We start from the raw sequence: 20,878 nt of genomic DNA on the forward strand, positions 1-20,878 counted from the left end.
CTGCCCATGAGCGTTCTGCTCCTCGTTCTCAGTGCCCTGGTACTGATTTACTTCAGTATCGGTGGCAAAACTGCCGCGATTGTAATGTCCGTGGCGACCCTGGTGGGCGTCGCCCAGGACGACTGGCACATTCTGAGTTTTCTGATCGGCGGCATCCTGCTGGCTTTGGCACTGATCGTAACCCTCCCTGGCGACCTGCGCCTGGATAAACTCAGCCGGCCACTGCTGGGCTGGGTTCGCAGTCGCTTACCAAAACTGTCTCCCACCGAACAGGAAGCCCTCAACTCCGGCTCCGTTGACTGGGACGGCGAACTGTTTTCCGGCCAACCTGAGTGGAACAAGCTGCTGGATGCCGCGCCGGCTCACCTGACCAGTGAAGAACAGGCGTTTCTTGATGGCCCGGTGGAAGAACTGTGCAAGATGCTGGACGACTGGCAGATCACCCACGAACACTACGATCTGCCGGACAAAGTGTGGAAGTTCATTCGCAGCAAGGGCTTCTTTGGACTGGTGATTCCCAAAGAAGACGGCGGCCTGGGTTTTTCCAACACCGCCCATTCCGAAATCGTCATGAAGATCTCCACCCGCAGCGTGTCTGCGGCGGTGACCGTGATGGTGCCCAACTCCCTCGGTCCCGGCGAGCTGCTGATGCACTATGGTACCGACGAGCAGAAACAGCACTACCTGCCTCGCCTGGCCGGGGGTGAAGAAATCCCCTGCTTTGCCCTGACCTCTCCGGTCGCAGGCTCCGATGCCGGCGCGATTCCCGACAAAGGCATCGTCTGCAAGGGCGAATGGAACGGCAAGGAAGTGCTGGGCCTGAAAGTGACCTGGAACAAGCGCTACATCACCCTGGCGCCGGTCGCTACACTGATCGGCCTCGCCATCAAGGTTTACGACCCCGAGCACCTGCTTGGTGAGCAGGACGAAATCGGTGTCACCTGTGTGATGGTGCCGCGGGATACCGACGGCGTGAATGCCGGTGCCCGCCACCTGCCCATGAACACGGTCTTCATGAACGGCCCCACCTGGGGCACCGAAGTTTTCATCCCCATGGAACAGGTAATTGGCGGCCAGGACATGCTCGGCAAGGGCTGGAAAATGTTGCTGGAATGCCTGTCCATCGGCCGCTCCATCTCCCTGCCCGCTCTGGGCACCGGCGCCGGCAAACTGGCCAGCCTGGCGACCGGTTCCTACGCCTACACCCGGGAGCAGTTCGGCCGTTCCATCAGCCAGTTCGAAGGCGTACAGGAAGCCCTGGAACCCATTGCCGGCTACACCTACATGATGGACGCAGCCCGCCTGCTGACCGCCGGTATGCTGGACCGGGGCGTTCGCCCGTCGGTACCTTCAGCGGTGCTGAAATACCGCAACACAGACCTGATGCGGGAAGTGATCAACCACGCCATGGACGTGGTCGCCGGCCGGGGCGTTATCACCGGCCCCCGCAACTTCCTGGCACGGGCCTACCAGGCCGTGCCTATCGGCATTACCGTGGAAGGCGCCAACATCCTGACCCGCAGCCTGATGGTCTTCGGCCAGGGCGCCATCCGCTGCCACCCCTTTATTGTTGAGGAAATCGAAGCGGCGGGCATGGAAGACCAGGATAAAGCCGCGAAGAAGTTCGACGGCATCTTCTACCGCCACCTGGCCCACACCACCCGCAATGCCCTGCGTGCATTCGTTCTGGGCTTGAGTAAAGGCTGGCTGGAAAGCGCACCCCGCCAGGGTGACATCCAGAAATACTACCGCCAGCTGGGCCGTTTCTCGGCAGCCTTTGCCCTGATGACCGACGTGACCCTGCTCACCGTCGGTGGCGGCCTGAAAGCCCGCCAGCGGCTGTCTGGCCGCATGGCCGACTGTCTCGTACAGCTTTACTACGCCACCGCCGTGATCAAGCAATGGCATGAGGAAGGCTATCCGGACGACCAACGGGATCTGGTGGAATGGTGCCTGCAAACCTGTCTGCACGACCTGCAGGACTCCATGCGTGAAGCCATCATAAACTTCCCGGTACCCGCCCTGCGCTGGCCGCTGCGGCTGATGGTCTTCCCGCTCGGCGCCACCGGCCTGAACGGCCCGGATGACAAGCTCGGTGCCAAAGTGGCGGCTACCATCGTGAACGACACGTCTGTGCGCCAGCGCATCAGCCGGGGAACCTTCATCAATGCCGATCCCAGCGACCCGCTCGGACGTGTACTCAACGCCTATCGATTGGCGAACGAAACCGAGGAATCCCGTCACAAACTGCACGAGGCGATCCGCAGCCGGGACGAAGACGAAGTGGATGGCATCGCCCTGCTGATGGGCCACCAACGCAAGGAACTGGTGGACTGGGCCTGTGCCCAGGGCATTGTCAAAGCAGAGGAGTGCCCGAAACTGGAAGAAGCCCTGACGGCACTCTATGACGTCATCCGCGTAGACGCCTTTGATGCCGACGGATTGAAATCCCTCGCCAAAAACGCCAAAGGCAAGCGCAAGGTGGTGGAGCGGCCATCCAAAGGCTGAGCTTCGCCACCCTCCCGTTGAGGGGCGGTCACTCGCCCCTCAAGCCACCCCGAATCGCCTCATCCACCAACCACCGGCGCAGCGTCTGAATCCCGCGCTCCCGCCGGCGGCTGGTCTTCCAGGCAAAGTAAAATTTGTCGCCGGTTACCACCGAATGCGTCGGCAACCGCACGAAATCTTCGGAATCCTTCCGGGTACTCAGCATGTAGTCATTGGTCAGGGCAATGCCCTGATGAAACCGCGCCGCCTCAAGCGCCAACAGCATATGGCTGAAGTGCTGAACGCGAGTGCCCGTGGGCATCAATTCTCCTGCCGCGCTGTACCAGGCCTCCCAGTCTCCGGCCGGCCGGTCGAAAATGCTGTAAGTGGATAGCAGCGGAAACCCCGCCATCTCACCCGGCGACACCGGTTGCTCATCCCGCCGCTCCGGCTCCACATCCCGGCCCAGCTCCCGGCGCATACGTTGCCAGTAATCCTGACTACAGACCGGAAACAGCCGCTCCTCGTACAGCAAATCGTAACTGTAGGCCCGGGAATCCCGGTGAATGGTGATGAAACAATCCGCCACCCGATCCGACAACACCGGGTTCTCGCTACTCATCTCCAGCGCCAGATCAATCTGCGGATGCAGCCGCTGCAAATCCGGCAACCGGGGCACCAGCCAGCGCACGGCGAACGAACTGAACACCGACAACCGCAACCGACTCTCCTCATGCCCCAGCAACTGCTCACTGGCCCGCTCAATCTGAAGCAGAGCCGAACCAATGGCATCGAAATACTGCCGCCCTTCATCGGTCAACGTCACGCGACGACCGGAGCGCCAGAACAACCGCTCGCCCAGATAGGTTTCCAGCTGTTTGATCTGGTGGCTGACCGCGCTCTGGGTGATGGCCAGTTCTTCCGAGGCCGCTGAAAAACTGTTCAGCCGGGCGGCGGTTTCAAATACTGGGAGAGCTTTTAGAGGTGGGAGTCTCATCGCTGCTTGTTATCTAATTTTCTAATGAATGGGGAATATTGATCATTTTATCGGATAGTTAAGCACGCCTAGAATCCACATCCAAGGTCAGGGGGTGTGTCGGCGGACTTGCTTCCGAAAATGTTCGTAGCCATGGATGGCGGAGACAAGCGTACAGGGATGTACTAGCAGCGGTTTTCGGAAGCAAGTCCGCCGACACACCCGTGCACTCAAGTTAGCGGATTTCAGGAAAAGGAGCACCACAGTGTCAGGCAAAACCGTCAACAGCGCCATTCTGCTGCTGGTCATCGGCAACGCCATGGCCATACTCTCAGACGTCTTCATCAAGCTCCTGGACCCCGGTGCCCCCGTCTTCCAGTTCGCCTTCCTGCGCTGCGTCCTCACCCTGGCGTTTCTGCTCCCGCTCGCCCGCAAACTCGACCGCAACAACCTCTTCGGCGGCCTGAAAATCCACGCCATCCGCGCCCACATCCATCTGGTCGGCATCGTCTGCATGGTGGTGGCCCTCACCAACCTGCCACTGGCCACCGCCAATGCCCTGTTCTACGCCGCGCCCATCCTGGTGATGGTGCTATCCGCCGTATTCTTCAGCGAAAAACTGACTCCGCTCAGTGTGACTGCTGTGTTCAGCGGCTTTGCCGGCATCATCGTCATCCTGCGACCGGTGGACTTCAACTGGGCCGTCATCGCCGCCCTCGGCTCTGCCTTCGCCCTGGCCATCAACGCCGTCATGGTGCGCCAGCTACCCAAGGAGCAAACCACCGTCCACAAACTGTTTCTGAACTACCTGCTGATCGTCCCGGCCGCCGCCGCCCTGGCACTCTGGGAAGGCGCTGCCTGGAACCCGCAGATCCTGATCAGCGCTGCCGGCTCAGCCCTGTTCATCCTCGGCTACAACATTACCGTGTTGCTGGCCTACCGGCAGGTAGATGCCAACCAGGTCACCAGCGCCGAATACACCGGGCTGATCTGGGCGGTCGCCATTGGCTGGATCTGGTTTGGTGAGGTGCCAGACCTGTGGTTCCTGGCGGGCAGCCTGATGATCGTCGTGCCGCTGGTACTGATTGGCCTGCGGCACCGGAAGCGGTCACCCGCCCGGGGATTCAACCCGGCCGAGCAGGCAACGACTCAAGGGGTTGGCGATTCGTCAGCCCGGAGACAGGCCTCGATGGCAAAGGTGTGTGAGCAATCATCGCCCAGCTGACGCAGCGAATCTGCCAGCCTGATCAAATACTCCGAATTGGGGCCGCTAGGCCCCGTGGCCAGGGCAATCTGCCGCGCAATGTCCGCTTCCGGTGCCTCGCCCAGAAAGGCCTCATTGTCTTCCGTGGCGATGTACACCAGCCCCTCGGCATGACTGCCGTCGTCAAAGGTCATGGTGGTACTGAAGCGCAGATAACCGTTCTTTTCCCGCACATCCAGGTACTCGAATACGTTGGGTGACACCCGGTAAGCCATGCCCCTGCATATGGCACCGGGCTGCTCAATCAGCGTGACCACACGCCCCGGCGCTTCGGGCGTGCCACGGTGATCATGAGAACCCTGCCAGAACCGACGAGCCCAACCGCGAATGGCTGCCGGGCGCTGCTCCAGGAAGGGGAAATCCACTTTGTAGATCAGCGAGCCATAGCCGAAGAGCCAGATGGCCTCGATGCCATCAAAATTGAACCGGCTGCGATTATGCTCAATGGTGTTCGCGGGCATGACTCATCCCATCCAGAAATAACGACCGGATTGTCTCAGGCGCCCGAGGTACTGGCAATGAAGCCGGCAATACCGGTCAGCACGATTTCTGCCGCCATCGCGGAAAGAATCAGGCCGCTGATCTTCGACATAATGTTCAGGCCGGTCTTGCCCAACGCTTTCTCCAGATAACCGGACAAGCGAAGCAATCCCGCCAGAATCAGCAAGCCCGACACCAGGCCCAGCAGACCACCGGCCACTTCTGGCACCGCTTTAAGCTCGGCGCCGTAAACCATGATGGCACCAATGGTCGCCGGGCCAATCATGACAGGAATGGCCAGGGGTACCACCGCGATGTCATCCCGATCCTCTTCGGGCAACCCGGTGGCGTGGTTACGGGTGCCACTGTTCACCAGACTGATGGCGGTGAGGAACAGCAGGCTGCCGGCACCGATGCGGAAGGAGTTCAGGGTGATGCCAATGGCGTTGAACAACAGCGGGCCGGCGAAGAACAGGATCACACCCAGAATAAAGGCCGAGACACAGGCCCGACGAATGATGGAGGTTTTCTCCGCCATCGAGAGCCCCCGAGTGAGGGCCAGGAACATGGTGACCACGAAAAATGGCGCCAGCAGGAACAGGAATCGGATGGTGCTGCTGAGATAGGTAGAGAAAAACGTTTCAAACATTCGGGCAAATCCGGCACAGGGTTAAAGCCGGTAAGCATAGCGCCCGAAAGGCTTTTTTGCCGTAAGGAAGAGAACCTATGGGTACTCAACGTTTCTTGATGGACGGCTTGCGGGGCTTGCCCGGTTTCGATGGCTTACCCTTGGACCCCGGATCACGACCACCCGGCTTTGGGCCGCCACCGGGTTTACCAGAGGGCCGTTTACCGGGCCCGGAACCGGGGCCTTTTCGCCCTTTAGCAGCCGGTGACTTCCCGCCAGCTTTTGCGCCAGCCCGCGCCGGTTTGCCTCCGGGCCCCGGGCGAGCGCCCCTCGCACCCGCCAGCTTCTTCCGGGGCTTGCTGCCAGCAGGCTCCGTGGCCTCGGACGAGGAATCCCGGATGGCATCGAACAGTACCGCCAGTTCCTTCTCCGTCAGATCCCGCCAGGCACCCACCGGCAACCCCTGCAGACTGACGTTCATGATGCGCACCCGCTCCAGCCTGGCCACCTCGTAGCCAAAGTACTCCGCCATACGGCGAATCTGGCGATTCAGGCCCTGAACCAGGGTAATGCGGAACACAAACCGGGACACCTTTTCGACCTTGCAGCGCTTGGTCATGGTCCCCAGAATCGGCACACCGTTACTCATTCCCTCTACGAATTCCCGGGTGACCGGCTTGTCGACCGTGACCAGGTATTCCTTCTCGTGATTATTGCCGGCGCGCAGGATCTTGTTCACCAGATCGCCATTGCTGGTCAGGAAAATCAGCCCCTGGGAATCCTTGTCGAGCCGGCCAATGGGGAAAATCCGTTCACTGTGGCCGACAAAACGCTGGATGTTGTCTTTCTCCGCGCTGTCGGTGGTGCTGACAATACCCACCGGTTTGTTCAGGGCAATGAACACCAGATCTTCTTCGTCTCTCGGCTCCACTACCTGGCCGTTGACCTTCACCACATCTCCGGGCAACACCTGATCGCCCACCTGGGCCCGGCGGCCGTTGATGTGCACGTTGCCCTGCTCGATGAACCGGTCGGCATCCCGACGGGAGCACATACCGCTCTCGCTGATGTATTTGTTCAGTCGGGTTGAGGTTCGGTTGACCATGACATCCTGCCGGTTTCAGATGATGGGTGAATGCGAGCCGGGCAGCACGCAACCCGCGCATCATCCCATTGCATCACCGTGACGGCAACTGCCGGTCACCGCCTGCGGAACGGGTAGAACAGCTGCCGCAGATAGGAACCCGGCAGTTTCTGGGTTGTGCCATACTCCGCTGGCCAGTGCGCTTTCGGGAAATGATAGGTGCCGAACAGCCGGTCAAAGAGCACCGTGTGTGCCGAGTAATTGGTATCGATGGCCGGCTTCTCTGAACTATGGTGCCAGTGGTGGAATTGAGGCGTTACCAACAGATATTTGAGCGGCCCCCAGGGCACATTGAGATTGCTGTGGATAATGATGGCCTGCAGCGCGGCAAACGTGACGTAGATATCCAGCGCTTCCTTGCTGGCTCCGAGCAGATACAACGCCAGCATGACCAACCCCCGCTCAATAAAAATCTGAACCACATGCGCGCGGGAGCCCGCCAGCCAGTCCATGGTTTCCACCGAATGGTGAACCGCATGAAACAGCCACAGCCGCCGGACTTCATGGAATACCCGATGCTCCCAATACAGCACGAAGTCGGCCACCAGAATCAGCAGAACCACCTGCAGCCATAGCGGCATGCTCTGGATAGCCGCCTGAAGACTGTCGCTGGCCACCCATTCAAAGTGCGTTACCAGGAAGTTGCCAAACAACAGAACCGCTGAGATCAGCAGGTGATTCAGGCAGAAGTAAAAGAAATCCAGCCCCCACTGATCCCGTAAAATGACCTGCTCCCGATACTTCGGAAAGAGCTTCTCCAGGCTGGTAAAGACAATGGTGGAACCCAGAAAGGCCAGAATCAGCCAGTCCACGCCGAGCGACAGCGGTTTCGGCTCCACCGGCCCGACCGGGACGTTGTAGCCACCCAGGCCAAACGCGATCAGCGTCATGGCAATACCTGCAGCGCCAAGCCGTTTGCGCCGATCAAGAATGAAGGTGGTAATGCCGAAAAACAGGGAGAACCACATACCGTACTTCAGGACATCCTGAAGCGCCTCGGCATCATACGCGGCACGAAGATCAGTGGTGGTCAGATAGGAAGGGAACAGGTAGGCGAGCACCGCCGCCAGGCTCAAGCCACCGAGAAATATCGAAAAATACCCGGGGATTCGTCCGTTCCGAAAGCGAAGTTCTTTGTCCGGGCGGGGCACTACCACCCGCTCGCGGTACTGGTAATCGGTATCCTGTTCCGTATTCATGCGTTCCCTGCTGAAATTTCAGGCTTAGCAACAAGCGCCGAATAACCAAGAGCGCCAGTTTATGATCCGTGTTCCAGTGGATCGGGGTGCTTATGGTATTTCAGGAACGCGAAAACTACCAACCACTCGTTGGGATTCCGTGTTGATCGAGGAAATCTCCATGTTGTTCCAGATACTCTTCGGTGTTTACACGGTAGATGTCGGGGTCCCGATCCAGCTCGTTCGCCTGAAAACGTGCCAACTCTACTTCATTGCCGATCTGGTTCATCATCCAAACCACCACTTCACCGCCGGGAGCGAGACCAAACACAATGAAGTTTCTTGGCTTCATTACGTCACCATGCAGCTCGGTTTGTAATAGTGCAGGCTCCAGCATTTTGTCCTGCCAGGCTCGGGGAACCTTAATGATTCGCTGATAGAACTTTTGCTCTGCAAATGAAAACCATTGGATGGCTACATAATCAGGAAACAGATCCATTCGGCCGGCTATTCCTGCTGGGCCGGACGGTCCTTTCCAGCAGCAACTCATTGAGCCAGCTGGGTGATACCAACTACGTTCACCTGATCGTTCAAACTGGAGATGCTCAACCCAGACATCGTAGTGTTTCGGTGTGGCAAGTGAGAAATACCAAGAGATGTCGTTCTCCGCGATTGGCTTACTACTGCATCCCGCTACGGAATAAATAGCCAATATAAATAGGAGCTTAAGAAAGTTATTCCGGCTCATGCTTTTCCGATTCCCTGTTGGTAATGGACCGTTCTCTTTCTCGTTGGGGTTGGTCGCAATGGATGCCCCCAAGGCTGGAAAGGAAACTCCACCGAAACCTCCTGTTCACCAAGCATAAACCTGATAGGGTTATAGTGGCTTGAGCAGTGGGTATAGCGCTGCTTTAGCAGCATTAGTTGTTTTGGGGCCAGTTGGGGAGCGTCCACTCCGTTCACTATCTGCGATTTGAGGCTATCACGGATAGCTGCAAGCTCTTCGGCATAGCTCCAAGAATCCTCATCCGGGATCGCATCAAATAGTAGTCCGGCTTCCTTGGCCATTTCATACATCAAGTTCAAACAAAGATTGGAGTATTCACCACTGACTCCTCTCCTCATCTTCAAAGCAAGATCAACCCGGCCATCGGGCGCTGGGTGCTCACTGCGTTTCTGTGTTATTTCGAGGGAGGGAGCGGTGCCATCACTCATTGGCAGACTGTAATCCCCAATCCAGCCCTCGGACTGGATCTCGACCATGAGAGCCTCAAGGTTATCCCATTTCATGGTTTGTTCTGGTCGTTGAGTGTCGGAGCCTCTGATCTCCATAACGGGTGCAACAAGCAACTCCTCATCCTGAAGCGAATGGTACCCTCCCCCCACATCAGAATGAGCGCCGGGCAAGCTTATCTCACGAAAGTTTTCGGGTAGTCGGCCATCAGAATCTACAACGCTATTCAGGGCAAAATTAGCTCTGATTTCATCGCGTGCGACAAAGTGAACTACCTTCCCAATCTTGGACGAATCCAGCTTGAGTTCAACAGGATCGTTTTCTCCGTCCGAAGCTGAGAAATCGCCAGCTCTGAGATTTACGATTCCAGCAACAGTGTCAAATAGTCCTAGAAAGCGAACCTCAACCTGCTCAGGCCAGCCGATCCCTTGTTTAGAGAGTGCCCTACCAAACTTTCCCACACGACCTCGAAGGATCGAATTTGCCGCATGGCGAGCCGCCGCCGCACCTCTGCTGAAGCCAAAGAGATCAATAGAGAGCTTGGTCACGGGTCTACCACGCAGTCGTAGATTCGCTATCTCTGCTGTGGAGTCGAATAAACGGTTAACCTGTGAGATTACACCCGTTTTACCCAACCCTGTTGCCGAATCGAGCATGGAGTCTTCCCCCCCATTTTCAGTACCGACTCCATGGCTATACGTCTTCATCATCAGACGTGTCATCTCGCCATCTTGTGTCTCGCCCTCCCGGTATAGATCAAACAACTTAACCACATTGGTCGGCGCATTGGCGTAGCTATCACCTAATTCCAAAGCAAGCCGATCAGCGCAAGCTTTGGCCGCCTCTGGATCCGTTTGTTCGAGAACTTCGCATTCTCTTACCTGCTCCCGAAAGTGTTCGATATTATCGATATTGTTCAATGTCCCATCGGTGAACAGCCCCATTACAAGGTGCACGCCTCGTTCCTGATACGTGGAATTGTGCTGCTCACTCATAGGCAGAGGCGCAATGTTGGCGGAGCCCCCTATCGGAAGAGACAAGCGACGTTCACCCTGACGAGGTTGGTCTCCGCCGTTGGATTCTGCGAACTGGTTCCATTGTTCAATCTCATTAAGACTGGATGCCCCGGTGGCAGACATTTTCTGAAGTGTCTGCGGAGTAATCCGGCGTCGATTCATTTCAGCGACGAGTTCCTCTAATCCTGGAATCCCCCGACCAAAGATCCCGGCGCAGTTCCAGAGGCCCGATTCCGCCTCGCTATCTGCCCTCCAGGCGACCACTGGAGCCGAAACCGACCCACTTTCGATGTCGGAATAGACAAGGCATAGCTCGCCGACCTCAATCTTCGAGACCAGTTCCTGATAATGGAGATGAGATCGGCTATGCGTAATAGGGGGGGAGTAATGAAAAAAGAGGGATGCTGGAATAGGGGTGCCCCTGCGGAACAACTCCCGGATTTTTTCTGCGGCAAAGAATGGACTCTCCAATCGCAACAGATCCTGCGGTTGGAGATCATAGTGATACTTAAGAAACATGACCGTCCTTGTCCTAGACGATAGCGGTTAGCGCTATCTGATAAAAAGTGAGCGCAATCCCTGGCTCACGACGCTGTACAAAATTAAGTCATTGGATTTGGTTGAACAAGGTATTCTGTCTCAACTCAACTTTATAGCGCCCGAAGCATCCTGACTCGGGCGCATCATTATCTACCGTTTTAACCAGCCAATGCCGGCTCCCCACCCTGCTCCATCACCTCCGCCGATTCACACACATACTGCTCGGCATCAAACCGCCGGGTCTGCTGCCGGAACTGCAAGGTGAAGCCTGGCCACAAGGTGGTGTTCTTGCCGTTCTCGTTCACATACCAGCTCTTGCAACCGGTCTGCCACACGGAGTCGCCGAGTTTGGCGTGTATAGAGGCGTTGTACTGGCTGTAGGCATCCTCTTTCACTTCCACGCTCTTCCAGCCTCGGTGGTCCATCTTCTTGATGGCGTCCAGCACGTACTGCACCTGGGACTCGATCATGTACACCATGGAGCTGTGGCCCAGGCCGGTGTTGGGACCCATCAGCATGAAGAAGTTTGGAAAGCCGGCCACGGTGGTGCCTTTGTAGGCTTCCGCGCCCTCACGCCAGGCGTCGAGCAGATCCTGGCCCCCACGGCCGAAGATCATGCCCCGGGGAATGGGTTCCTGGGCCTTGAAGCCGGTGCCATAGACAATACAATCCACCGGGCGCTCGGTGCCATTGTTGTCGATGATGGTGTTACCTTTCACTTCGCGAACGCCCTCCGTCAGTACGTCCACGTGCTCCTGGTCCAGGGCCGGGTAGTAGTTGTTGGAGATCAGCACCCGCTTGCAGCCGAAATGGAAATCCGGCGTCACTTTCTTGCGCAGTTCCTTGTCCTTGATCTGGTTGCGGATGTGTCGACGGGCCTGTAACTCACCGACTTTCAGAATGCGCGGGTTACCCACGAAGCCAAGCACCCGGGCTTCCAGCATCCAGTAAATGCTCTGGCGGAACGCATTCAGGGTTTGCGGGAACCGACGGAACATGGCCCGTTCCAATGGCCGGATTTCCCGGTCAGGCTTGGGCATGATCCAGGGCGGCGTACGCTGGTAAAGGTCCAGATGGGCGGCCTCTTTGGCGATTTCCGGCACGAACTGGATGGCCGAAGCACCAGTGCCGATAACCGCCACCCGCTTGCCACGAAAATCGTAGTCATGGTCCCAGTTCTGGGAATGGAAACTGGCCCCTGTGAACGTGTCTATGCCCTTGATCTCCGGATACGCGGGGGTGCTCAGGCCGCCCATGCCGGACACCAGGATCTCGCTTCGCAGCTTGCGGATTGGCGGCAGGGCCTTGTCGCTGCGATCCAACTCATCCCCGGGCTTCAAACCTTTCTTTTCCATGTAGCCCCAGAGTTTTGCACTGTTGCAGGTTTCCACAATCCAGCCCGAGGTGGCCTCATCCCAACGGGCACCCGCCACGTGGGTGTTGAAACGAATGTGATCCATCAGGCCGTATTTCTCGGCGCAATGCCGCAGGTACGCCTGAATCTCCGGCTGGGGAGCAAACATGCGGGTCCAGTTCGGATTCTGCTCAAAAGAGAAGGAATACAGCGCAGATTGAACATCGCACGCGCAACCCGGGTAGTGGTTATCGTGCCAGGTGCCCCCGACATTGTCGCTCTGCTCCAGAATCACGAAGTCGTCAAAGCCGGCCTCTTTCAACTTGATGGCCATGCCCAGGCCGGAAAATCCGGTGCCGATAATGGCGATCTTGGCGGTTTGTTTCATTGCTGCACTCCTGTGTGGCCTGAAGGGCCTTGCCTGTTGTTGTCGGTGTGGTCATCATGACCAGTAGACACATGTATACCGGTCAAAGTAGACACCTGTATACCCACTCGCACAGGAATGGCCCTGAGTGACAGGTTGTTGGCCCAACGCCCAAAGGAAACACGACTCGATGCAACGACTTGCCGGCGGAAAACTGAAACTGATCCAGGCCGCTCTAAGGCTGATTACCCAAAGCCGTAGCCTGACCTCTCTGGGCCTGCGGGAACTGGCCCGGGAGGCGGGGTTAAACCCGAACACCTTTTACCGACACTTCCGCAATCTGGACGAATTCGGTTTGCAGGTGCTGGGGTATATCGCTGAGGACATGAAAGCCGGCGTGCGGCAGTTGCGGCAGATGGCGGATTCCTCGGAACAGGCCTCCCACGACACCGTCACTTTTGTGTACCACTACTTTCTGGCCAACCCCGCGGCAACCACGGTGGCGGTCAGGGAACTTCATGGCCCGTCGCCCGTGTTACGCCGGGCTCTCGAAGCACAGCTGGACGCCAGCGCCCGGGAAATGGCCGAGGATATTCTGGAACGCGGGCTGGTGCCCGGTGTCGATGAGGTGGTGGTACAGGAGATTTCCAACATGACCATCCGCTACATCCTGTTCCGGGCCATGGACTATATCGAGAAGCCCGGGCAGCGGGAGCGGATTCAGGTGGAAACGGAGCGATTCATCAACCGGCAGTTCCGGGGGGCATTAATCGAGGAACTGGATTCCGGGCAGATTCTGGCGCTGAAACAGGCGCCGGCCGCTGACTGAGGCCAGGCCGGCGCCCGGGAGCTTTTATTCGGTGGTGTTGTACACGTAAGAGGATACCGTGCCGTCATTATTGAAACGGACCACCAGATCCGTGGTTTCATCGTCACCAAAGGCGGACCAGCGATACTTGCCGTAAGTCCAGGTGCGCTTGCCGTCTTCAATACCGGTGCGCCAGGGCTCACCGAACATCTCCTGAATCTCCGCGCGGGTCGTCTCACCGATGGTTATCTGGTCGACATTGTGAGTGGCAAAATCCCGGCCTACGCTGGCGCAACCCACCAGGGTGATCAATACCGCAGCCAGCCCAGCCAGTTTAAGATGACGCATCAAAGCCATATCCAACTCCTTGTCTGATGAATAGCAACAATCTGCCTACAGCATAGCGTTTCTGCCGATTGCTGCGATTACGAACCGGACAGATTTCAGACACAAAAAAGCCGCGGGCCCGAAGGCGCGCGGCAGGCACGATCGAAGGGGTAGGTTCGATCAGTAGAGTTTTGCCAGGGACTTCCTGGCGAAGGCTTCCACTTCGTTCAGGCGGCCTTCTTTCACTTTCACCAGCCATTCAGGGTCCTGAAGCAGGGCGCGGCCAACGGCGATCAGATCGAATTCACCGTTGTTCATGCGCTCAACCAGCTCGTCAATGCCAGACTGCTCCACCGCCTCTTTCTTGCTGGCGAAGGTGCCGCTGATGAAATCTTCCGTCAGGCCCACGCTGCCAACCGACATGGTCGGCTTGCCGGTGATTTTCTGGGTCCAGCCGGCCAGGTTCAGGTTGGAGCCTTCGAATTCCGGTTCCCAGAAACGGCGGGTGGAAGCATGAAAGATGTCGACACCAGCCTCCACCAGAGGCTTCAGGAAGCGCTCAAGTTCTTCGGGGCTGTTCACCAGTTTCGCTTCGTAGTCCTGCTGCTTCCACTGAGAGAAGCGCAGCATAATCGGGTAATCCGGGCCCACGCGGTGGCGCACTTCCTCGACGATTTCCACCACAAAGCGCAGGCGGTTTTCCAGGCTGCCGCCGTATTCATCGTCGCGCTGGTTGGTGCCTTCCCAAAGGAATTGATCCAGCAGGTAGCCGTGTGCGCCGTGGATTTCCACACCGTCAAAGCCCAGGGCCTTGGCGTCCTGGGCGGCATCGCCGAAGGCCTTGATAACGTCCTGGATATCTTCCTTGGTCATGGCCTTGCCGTTGGGCTTGCCCGGGGCAAACAGGCCTGAAGGGCTGTAACCGGGAACAGAGGGATCCGGCTCGATACCTTCCTTGCGTACCGCGCCCACGTGCCACAGTTGCGGGAAAATGGCGCCGCCGGCTTCGTGCACGGCATCCACCACTTTCTTCCAGCCCGCCAGGGCTTCGTCGCCGTAGAAGGCCGGTACGTTCGGGTAACCGTTGGCAGCCGCGTGATTCACTATCGTGCCTTCGGTAATGATCAGGCCAACACCGGCCTCGGCGCGGCGGCGATAGTAGTCCACCACATCCTGACCGGGTACACCCTTGGGCGAGAAATTGCGGGTCATCGGAGCCATGGCTACGCGGTTGCGCAGCTTGAGGTTGTGAAGTTCAAACGGCTCAAACAAAGGACCAAGATTCATACTCATGTGATGTGCAACCTCATCAATTTGGTTTCGTAAAGCAACCCTATTCAATCCGGTTTCAAAATGCAACCCTATTCGGTACACTCCCCTACATGGCCAGAAAACGTTTTGATGATTCCAACTGCTCCGTCGCCCGTGCCCTTAATGAAGTGGGGGACTGGTGGTCGCTGCTGATTGTGCTGCACGCCATGTACGGCACCCGCCGGTTTGTGGATTTTCAGCAGCAACTGGGGATTGCCAAGAACATTCTTTGTGACCGCCTGGCCAAGCTCGTGGACAACGAAGTCTTGCGCAAAGTGGATGTAGGTGAGCACGGCTCACGATTTGAGTACCGGCTCACCGAGAAAGGCCGGGATCTGTTCCCGGTGGTGGTGGCTCTGCGCCAGTGGGGCGACAAGTGGAACCCCGCGCCTGACGGTCAGCCTCTGGATCTTCGGGACCGCGATAGCGGCCGGCCAATACAGCCAGTCACCGTGCAGAATACCCAGGGGCAGCCCTTGTCTATTCGGGATGTGTTTGTGCCCAGCGATGAAGACAACACCCTCGACGAAGCCCAGGCCTGACCATCCGCAATAGCCGCATTTCCACGTTTTCTTGAGTTGAATCAAGACTTATTGGCCAGTCGCGCTGCCTTCCGCCATTTCTTGCGCTAAATCAAGATTGCCTATCCCGATGTCATTAAATTGAAGCCATCGATCTTTCATGGATAAGGAGATGGCTATGTCTCGTGGTTTTAAACTCAGTGTTCTGGCTGCGGCCGTAATGGCAGTTGCTCCTGCAGCCCAGGCTTTTGAAGCGGGTGATTTTGTTGTGCGTGCTGGTGCTGTGCATGTCGCGCCGGATGATTCTAGTGATGTTATTACCGTAGGCTCTGTTGCTGCTCTCGGTGACGACGCCCGTGTTGCAGTAGATTCCAACACACAGCTGGGTATTCGTGGCACCTACATGTTTACCAGCAATATCGGCCTGGGTGTGCTTGCGGCAACGCCGTTCAAGCACAACATCAGTGGCGCTGGCGATATTGCAGCTCTTGGTAAGATCGCTGAGACAAAACACCTACCACCGACCATAACTTTGCAATACTACCCGATGGCGAGCTCTTCTGCGGTCCAGCCTTACGTAGGCGTTGGTGTTAACTACACCACTTTCTTTGAAGAGAAAACCTCTGGCGCGCTGGAAGGTCTTGATATTGAGCTGGACGACAGCATCGGTGTTGCTGCAGAGATTGGTGTTGACTATATGCTAAGTGAACAGTTTGGTCTGAACGCCGCGATTTGGTGGGCAGATATCGACACTGAAGCTGAAGTTGAAGGTTTGGACAAATTCGACGTAGAAATCGACCCCATGGTCTACATGGTAGGTTTCACCTACAAGTTCTGATTCGTACCTCCGGTAGCTCCCACGGTCTGTCGGCTACCGGATGGTGCGTTCTCCTTCGCGGGGCTTCGGCCCCGCCTTTTTTATGTCAGGAGAACCGGTTTTCAGGCGCTCTGGCGCTGAGCCGGGCGACCACTTCTACCCTGCCCCTGGCCTCGGCCTTGTCCTTCGCCCTGACCACCACGGCTACGACCGCCGCTGCGACCAGCCGGCTTCGGGCCAAAGCTCTTACCATTGCCACCCTGAGGGCGACGATTCCGCGCCTTGCTCGGGTCTGCTTTGGCCTTGGGCTTCAGCGGCAGGTTGTTTTTCGGCTCGAAGCCTTCCACTTCCTTGCGCGGCAGCTGCTTCTTGATCAGCTTCTCGATACCCGCCAGCAGTTTGCCTTCATCCGCGCTCACCAGCGACAGCGCATGCCCGCTCTCGCCGGCACGGCCGGTACGGCCGATGCGGTGCACATAGTCTTCCGGCACGTTGGGCAGTTCAAAGTTCACCACCTGCGGCAGCTGTTTGATATCCAAGCCACGGGCGGCGATGTCGGTGGCGACCAGCACGCGTACTTCGCCGGCTTTGAAATCCGCCAGGGCACGGGTACGGGCACCCTGGGATTTGTTGCCGTGAATGGCGGCAGCCGTGATACCGTCTTTTTCCAGCTTCTGGGTCAGGCGGTTGGCGCCGTGCTTGGTCCGGGTGAAGACCAGTACCTGATCCCAGTCGTTGTCACGCACCAGCTTGCTCAGCAAGGCTGTCTTCTGGCTCTGGTCAACCGGGTAGACAGACTGCTTCACTTTCTCGGCGGTGGTGTTACGGGCCGCCACTTCCACCTGCACCGGGTTATCCAGCAGGCCCTGGGCCAGGGTGCGGATTTCGTTGGAGAAGGTGGCGGAGAACAGCAGGTTCTGGCGCTTGGCTGGCAGCAACGCCAGGATCTTGCGAATATCGCGGATAAAGCCCATGTCGAGCATGCGGTCGGCTTCGTCCAGCACCAGGATTTCCACTTCGTTGAAGCGCACCGCGTTCTGCTGGTACAGGTCCATCAAACGGCCCGGTGTGGCCACCAGTACGTCCAGGCCCTTGCGCAGCTTCATCATCTGCGGGTTGATCTTTACACCACCAAAAACCACAGCGGCCTTGGTGGGTACGTATTTGCTGTAAAGGTTCACGCTATCGTGTACCTGGGCGGCCAGCTCACGGGTGGGAGTGAGAATCAGGGCGCGGGGGCCTTTGCCAGTGCGGGGGTTTTCCGCCAGGCGCTGCAACAAAGGCAGGGTAAAACCAGCGGTTTTACCCGTGCCGGTCTGGGCCGCGGCCATTACGTCTTTGCCAGACAGCACCGCGGGAATCGCCTGCTGCTGGATGGGAGACGGGGTTTCATAACCCTGATCGGCGGTGGCACGGACCAGCTGCTCGGACAAACCGAGAGAAGAAAAACTCATATACGATGTACTCTTGATTGATTCTGCCTCCACGAACACCGTCGTCGGCGAATGCGGGCAGATGCCATGAAAGTCATGGAATAAAAGACGACTACGGTCACGCGCCGGGTTCGGGGTGACGTCCTCTGACAGGTCGTATGAAATGGTTCGCAAGGCGGCTTTAAGCCGGAAACTGCGGAATCCCTAGAGGCAGGATGCAGGCACGGTAACAGAGCACCCGGCAAATAGCTATAGGTGGTTTTATTGGCCGGCCTTCATTTTCAGGGTGATAAATGGAACTCTGACAGGGCCCGGCGGTCATTAGCCGCCGTATGCTACTAAAAACTCACCGATTTCCGGAGATTCCATGCTCAGCGTAGGCATCGGCCCCCTCAGCCTGTCCATCGGACACCTGCTTCTCGTTCTGGCCTTCGTGGTTGCCCTGGTGGTTGGCGCCCTGATCGGCCGGAAAGAGAAAACGCCGGTGGCCGGTACCCTGGCCGATATCTTTCTGGTGGCCATGGTCAGTGCCCGCATCGGTTTTGTGGTGCGCTACTTCAGCGAGTATCAGGGCGACTGGCTGGGCATGATCGACATCCGCGACGGCGGGTTCGACCTGGTGACCGGCCTGATTGCTGCGTTGGCCTTCACCGGTTACCTGATGTGGAAACGGGCGGCCATACGCCGGGCGCTGGGCTCGGCGGTCGCGGCTGGCCTCATCATCTGGGGCGGTATGTCTGGCATTATTGCGCTGATCAACCAGCAAACCCGGGGCCTGCCGGAAGTGGCACTGACCGATCTGAACGAACGCCCGGTAGACCTGGCCAGCCTGGCCGGTGACAAGCCCACGGTGGTCAATCTCTGGGCCACCTGGTGCCCGCCATGTATCCGCGAAATGCCGGTGCTGGAAGACGCCCAGCAACGCTACCCGAACGTGAACTTTGTGTTCGCCAATCAGGGCGAACACCCGGAAACCATCCGCAAATTCCTGATGGCACAGAACCTGAACCTGAGCCACGTACTGAGCGACAGGCAGAACCGGTTTGGCCGGGTAGTTGGCAGCCACGGCCTGCCCACCACTCTGTTCTACAACGCCGAGGGCCAACTCGTGGATACCCATATGGGCGAACTTTCCCGCGCCAGCCTGGCCCGAAGCCTCGAGCGCTTCGACCCGGCTTACCTCAGGCCAGCCACAGGGTCAGACTGAAGCCCAGAAGACTGGCTGCGCAAAGACCCGACAGCGACAACGCCAGGCTCCAGCGAAACGAAGCATCCCGTGTCCGGTATCCGGTCAGCCGTTCCATAATCAAAGCATTGGCCGCAAAGGGCGTGCCGAAGGCGGTAATCCCCCAGCCAGTAACCATGCCGATGGCCAGGCCAAGCTGAGCTGCGCCTGGCCACAGCGAACCCAGAATACCGCCAATGAGGGTAGCAATAATAATCGGGTTCATACCCGCCAGTCCGGCAGCAAAAAACACCCAGGGTACACCGGCCGCCAGCAGCGCCCAGAGCCACACCGGTAATTCCGGCTGACCGCTGATCTGGCCCAGTACCACGCCACTGAGCACCGCCCCGATAAACGCCGAACCACCAACAATGGCCAGCTCATTGCTGACATTGGCCATGCTGGCCAGAGGCGGATTCTCCCGCTTTAACCAACCCAGAATCCGGTACAAGAGCACCGCTGCCAGACAGCTCAAGGCCACCGCATGGGCATAACTCAATCCGAACCGGTGGCTGAGCCAGAGTACACCCATGCAGATCGCCAGAATCAGCCCACCAAACCGCAACCAGCTACCCGCGCCAGCACGGTTAACGCTCCGCTCTGTGCTTTGCAACGGTTCCGGTTCTCGCCAGTGCAGCCCCGCCAGCACCATCACCACGGAAAACGGTACCGCCAGCAACAACAGCGAAAGCAGACTCACCTGCGGCAACAGCGTCAGGGTCAGCACCACCGAAATGGACAGAGGCGAAAACATGGGGGCGACGCCAAACCCTCGCAAAACAGCCCGGGTGGCATTGCGGGTAGATTCGGAATCGCCGTTGCGACGGATGCGCTCGCCCACCAGGCTGCCCACCACTGCCACCGAACCAAAGTTCAGGGGAACAGACACCAGCGAGGTGCCGAACGCGAGGCTGAGGTATCGGGCCAGCGGCTTACCACCAAACAGACTGACGGAAATCTTCTGCAGGTCCTCAGTGCGGGCCAGCACATTCGACAGCAGCATCACCGCCAGCATCAGGCCAGCCAGCCGGGTCATGTTACCGGAAGCGGTCTCAATCAGCTCCGGGTCATAGCCCAGGGCGAAAACCAGCATGACCAGCGCCACGACAAACACCGCCCGGGGCACATTGCGCATGTCCTGCCAGCCCAGCAAGACGGTCGCACCCGCGGCGGCAGCCCCCAGATAGGTCATACCCGGCAGGCTCGCCAGAATGGCAGAGAGTAAGGCAACGTAGGCTAACGCGGAGCGAAGTGGCAGCAAGACCGTTTCCCGGACAGATCAAAGGAACCTGAATAGACCGCCTATGTTAAGGAAGCTACTTTTACCGCGCCATCAGCAATTATGAGGATGGCCATCAAACCAGTCCGTGCTCCCTGGCACTGGCTTCCAGGCGGGCCTGCTCCTGTTTCAATAACGCGCTGACGGCCTTCAGTTCGCGAATCCGGGCATCCACCAGGGTCCTCTTACGGGCCATCACCGCCGCACCCTGCAGGCAATCAATCCGGTCCGAGCGAACCGCATCCAGCAACTCACGGATTTCGTTCAGCGAAAAACCCAGGCTCTTGAGTTGCCGCACCATCGCCACACGCGCGACGGCCTGCTCCGGGTAGTCCCGATAGTTGTTTCCGCTGCGGCCCACCTCCCGGATCAGCCCCTGTTTTTCGTAGTAGCGCAGGGTATCCCGGGTCACCCCGGTGCGCCTTTCCAGTTCCGATATCCTCATGCCAAGCACTCTCCCTGTTGACCTTCGAGCATACTCCATACTTT

The 20,878-nt window shown here is 58.1% G+C and carries 19 protein-coding genes; 6 read left to right on the forward strand and 13 right to left on the reverse strand.

The window, feature by feature from the left end; genetic code table 11:
- Window positions 1–6 precede the first annotated feature (6 nt).
- Window positions 7–2,508: an acyl-CoA dehydrogenase gene (locus Q674_RS29505; protein ID WP_023008723.1), complete on the forward strand. Its 2,502-nt coding sequence runs from the start codon at window positions 7–9 to the stop codon at window positions 2,506–2,508.
- Window positions 2,509–2,536: 28 nt separating this feature from the next.
- On the opposite strand, the gene Q674_RS29510 is transcribed toward Q674_RS29505, so the two are convergent.
- Window positions 2,537–3,484, reverse strand: coding sequence for a LysR family transcriptional regulator (locus Q674_RS29510; RefSeq protein ID WP_023008724.1), 948 nt, complete (start codon window positions 3,482–3,484; stop codon window positions 2,537–2,539).
- Window positions 3,485–3,728: 244 nt separating this feature from the next.
- On the opposite strand from Q674_RS29510, the gene Q674_RS29515 reads away from it, so the two are divergent.
- The gene (locus tag Q674_RS29515; RefSeq protein WP_023008725.1) at window positions 3,729–4,688 is read left to right on the forward strand and encodes a DMT family transporter; all 960 of its coding nucleotides are present in this window, start codon (window positions 3,729–3,731) and stop codon (window positions 4,686–4,688) included.
- Here the strand turns inward: Q674_RS29515 and Q674_RS29520 are convergent.
- From Q674_RS29520 to Q674_RS29545, 7 genes are all read right to left on the reverse strand, one after another.
- Complete coding sequence (locus Q674_RS29520) at window positions 4,613–5,188, reverse strand: gamma-glutamylcyclotransferase (RefSeq protein ID WP_023008726.1); 576 nt, start codon at window positions 5,186–5,188, stop codon at window positions 4,613–4,615. The genes Q674_RS29515 and Q674_RS29520 overlap by 76 nt on opposite strands.
- Window positions 5,189–5,223: 35 nt before the next feature.
- The gene (locus Q674_RS29525; RefSeq protein WP_022991362.1) at window positions 5,224–5,856 is read right to left on the reverse strand and encodes a MarC family protein; all 633 of its coding nucleotides are present in this window, start codon (window positions 5,854–5,856) and stop codon (window positions 5,224–5,226) included.
- An 85-nt stretch (window positions 5,857–5,941) separates the two neighbouring features.
- A complete protein-coding gene (gene rluF / locus Q674_RS29530) occupies window positions 5,942–6,940 on the reverse strand; it encodes a 23S rRNA pseudouridine(2604) synthase RluF (protein ID WP_022991363.1) in 999 nt (332 codons plus the stop codon).
- Window positions 6,941–7,035: 95 nt separating this feature from the next.
- Entirely contained in the window at window positions 7,036–8,178 is a 1,143-nt protein-coding gene (locus tag Q674_RS29535) for a sterol desaturase family protein (protein ID WP_023008727.1), read from the reverse strand.
- 115 nt (window positions 8,179–8,293) lie between these two features.
- Window positions 8,294–8,905, reverse strand: coding sequence for a DUF2931 family protein (locus tag Q674_RS0120715; RefSeq protein ID WP_031210075.1), 612 nt, complete (start codon window positions 8,903–8,905; stop codon window positions 8,294–8,296).
- Entirely contained in the window at window positions 8,902–10,926 is a 2,025-nt protein-coding gene (locus Q674_RS29540) for a T6SS phospholipase effector Tle1-like catalytic domain-containing protein (protein WP_023008729.1), read from the reverse strand. Before Q674_RS29540 ends, Q674_RS0120715 begins: the two co-directional genes overlap by 4 nt.
- Window positions 10,927–11,105: 179 nt before the next feature.
- A complete protein-coding gene (locus Q674_RS29545) occupies window positions 11,106–12,689 on the reverse strand; it encodes a flavin-containing monooxygenase (RefSeq protein WP_023008730.1) in 1,584 nt (527 codons plus the stop codon).
- A 169-nt stretch (window positions 12,690–12,858) separates the two neighbouring features.
- On the opposite strand from Q674_RS29545, the gene Q674_RS29550 reads away from it, so the two are divergent.
- On the forward strand, window positions 12,859–13,497 hold the full coding sequence (locus Q674_RS29550; protein WP_023008731.1) for a TetR family transcriptional regulator: 639 nt from the start codon (window positions 12,859–12,861) through the stop codon (window positions 13,495–13,497).
- Between the two features lie 24 nt (window positions 13,498–13,521).
- On the opposite strand, the gene bamE is transcribed toward Q674_RS29550, so the two are convergent.
- Together bamE and Q674_RS29560 are read right to left on the reverse strand one after the other, a co-directional pair.
- Entirely contained in the window at window positions 13,522–13,833 is a 312-nt protein-coding gene (gene bamE / locus Q674_RS29555; RefSeq protein ID WP_022991367.1) for an outer membrane protein assembly factor BamE, read from the reverse strand.
- A 150-nt stretch (window positions 13,834–13,983) separates the two neighbouring features.
- Window positions 13,984–15,096, reverse strand: a complete 1,113-nt coding sequence (locus Q674_RS29560; protein WP_031210077.1) for an NADH:flavin oxidoreductase — start codon at window positions 15,094–15,096, stop codon at window positions 13,984–13,986.
- Between the two features lie 89 nt (window positions 15,097–15,185).
- Here Q674_RS29560 and Q674_RS29565 point away from each other — a divergent pair, with 89 nt between their 5' ends.
- Complete coding sequence (locus tag Q674_RS29565; RefSeq protein ID WP_023008733.1) at window positions 15,186–15,656, forward strand: winged helix-turn-helix transcriptional regulator; 471 nt, start codon at window positions 15,186–15,188, stop codon at window positions 15,654–15,656.
- 157 nt (window positions 15,657–15,813) lie between these two features.
- Window positions 15,814–16,473 (forward strand): OmpW/AlkL family protein, encoded by a 660-nt coding sequence (locus tag Q674_RS29570; RefSeq protein ID WP_023008734.1) that lies wholly within the window; start codon window positions 15,814–15,816, stop codon window positions 16,471–16,473.
- Window positions 16,474–16,574: 101 nt separating this feature from the next.
- Here the strand turns inward: Q674_RS29570 and Q674_RS29575 are convergent, their stop codons facing one another.
- Window positions 16,575–17,906, reverse strand: a complete 1,332-nt coding sequence (locus tag Q674_RS29575; protein WP_023008735.1) for a DEAD/DEAH box helicase — start codon at window positions 17,904–17,906, stop codon at window positions 16,575–16,577.
- A 346-nt stretch (window positions 17,907–18,252) separates the two neighbouring features.
- Here Q674_RS29575 and Q674_RS29580 point away from each other — a divergent pair, with 346 nt between their 5' ends.
- On the forward strand, window positions 18,253–19,092 hold the full coding sequence (locus tag Q674_RS29580) for a TlpA disulfide reductase family protein (RefSeq protein ID WP_023008736.1): 840 nt from the start codon (window positions 18,253–18,255) through the stop codon (window positions 19,090–19,092).
- Here the strand turns inward: Q674_RS29580 and Q674_RS29585 are convergent.
- On the reverse strand, window positions 19,067–20,371 hold the full coding sequence (locus Q674_RS29585; protein WP_023008737.1) for a hypothetical protein: 1,305 nt from the start codon (window positions 20,369–20,371) through the stop codon (window positions 19,067–19,069). The two genes, Q674_RS29580 and Q674_RS29585, sit on opposite strands and share 26 nt — an antisense overlap.
- Window positions 20,372–20,465: 94 nt before the next feature.
- On the reverse strand, window positions 20,466–20,834 hold the full coding sequence (locus Q674_RS29590; RefSeq protein WP_023008738.1) for a MerR family transcriptional regulator: 369 nt from the start codon (window positions 20,832–20,834) through the stop codon (window positions 20,466–20,468).
- Window positions 20,835–20,878 lie beyond the last annotated feature (44 nt).

Origin of the sequence: Marinobacter sp. EVN1, assembly GCF_000475375.1 — a bacterium.
In the GTDB taxonomy this organism is placed as follows: Bacteria; Pseudomonadota; Gammaproteobacteria; order Pseudomonadales; family Oleiphilaceae; genus Marinobacter; species Marinobacter nauticus.

Bases quoted from the DNA above. Each gene is read 5' to 3' on its own strand.
- Q674_RS29580 (WP_023008736.1), top strand. From the start codon at position 18,253: ATGCTCAGCGTAGGCATCGGCCCCCTCAGCCTGTCCATCGGACACCTG.
- Q674_RS29570 (WP_023008734.1), top strand. From the start codon at position 15,814: ATGTCTCGTGGTTTTAAACTCAGTGTTCTGGCTGCGGCCGTAATGGCA.
- Q674_RS29560 (WP_031210077.1), bottom strand. From the start codon at position 15,096: ATGAGTATGAATCTTGGTCCTTTGTTTGAGCCGTTTGAACTTCACAAC.
- Q674_RS29540 (WP_023008729.1), bottom strand. From the start codon at position 10,926: ATGTTTCTTAAGTATCACTATGATCTCCAACCGCAGGATCTGTTGCGA.
- Q674_RS29510 (WP_023008724.1), bottom strand. From the start codon at position 3,484: ATGAGACTCCCACCTCTAAAAGCTCTCCCAGTATTTGAAACCGCCGCC.
- rluF (WP_022991363.1), bottom strand. From the start codon at position 6,940: ATGGTCAACCGAACCTCAACCCGACTGAACAAATACATCAGCGAGAGC.
- bamE (WP_022991367.1), bottom strand. From the start codon at position 13,833: ATGGCTTTGATGCGTCATCTTAAACTGGCTGGGCTGGCTGCGGTATTG.
- Q674_RS29545 (WP_023008730.1), bottom strand. From the start codon at position 12,689: ATGAAACAAACCGCCAAGATCGCCATTATCGGCACCGGATTTTCCGGC.
- Q674_RS29525 (WP_022991362.1), bottom strand. From the start codon at position 5,856: ATGTTTGAAACGTTTTTCTCTACCTATCTCAGCAGCACCATCCGATTC.
- Q674_RS29565 (WP_023008733.1), top strand. From the start codon at position 15,186: ATGGCCAGAAAACGTTTTGATGATTCCAACTGCTCCGTCGCCCGTGCC.
- Q674_RS29535 (WP_023008727.1), bottom strand. From the start codon at position 8,178: ATGAATACGGAACAGGATACCGATTACCAGTACCGCGAGCGGGTGGTA.
- Q674_RS0120715 (WP_031210075.1), bottom strand. From the start codon at position 8,905: ATGAGCCGGAATAACTTTCTTAAGCTCCTATTTATATTGGCTATTTAT.
- Q674_RS29590 (WP_023008738.1), bottom strand. From the start codon at position 20,834: ATGAGGATATCGGAACTGGAAAGGCGCACCGGGGTGACCCGGGATACC.
- Q674_RS29550 (WP_023008731.1), top strand. From the start codon at position 12,859: ATGCAACGACTTGCCGGCGGAAAACTGAAACTGATCCAGGCCGCTCTA.
- Q674_RS29505 (WP_023008723.1), top strand. From the start codon at position 7: ATGAGCGTTCTGCTCCTCGTTCTCAGTGCCCTGGTACTGATTTACTTC.
- Q674_RS29575 (WP_023008735.1), bottom strand. From the start codon at position 17,906: ATGAGTTTTTCTTCTCTCGGTTTGTCCGAGCAGCTGGTCCGTGCCACC.
- Q674_RS29520 (WP_023008726.1), bottom strand. From the start codon at position 5,188: ATGCCCGCGAACACCATTGAGCATAATCGCAGCCGGTTCAATTTTGAT.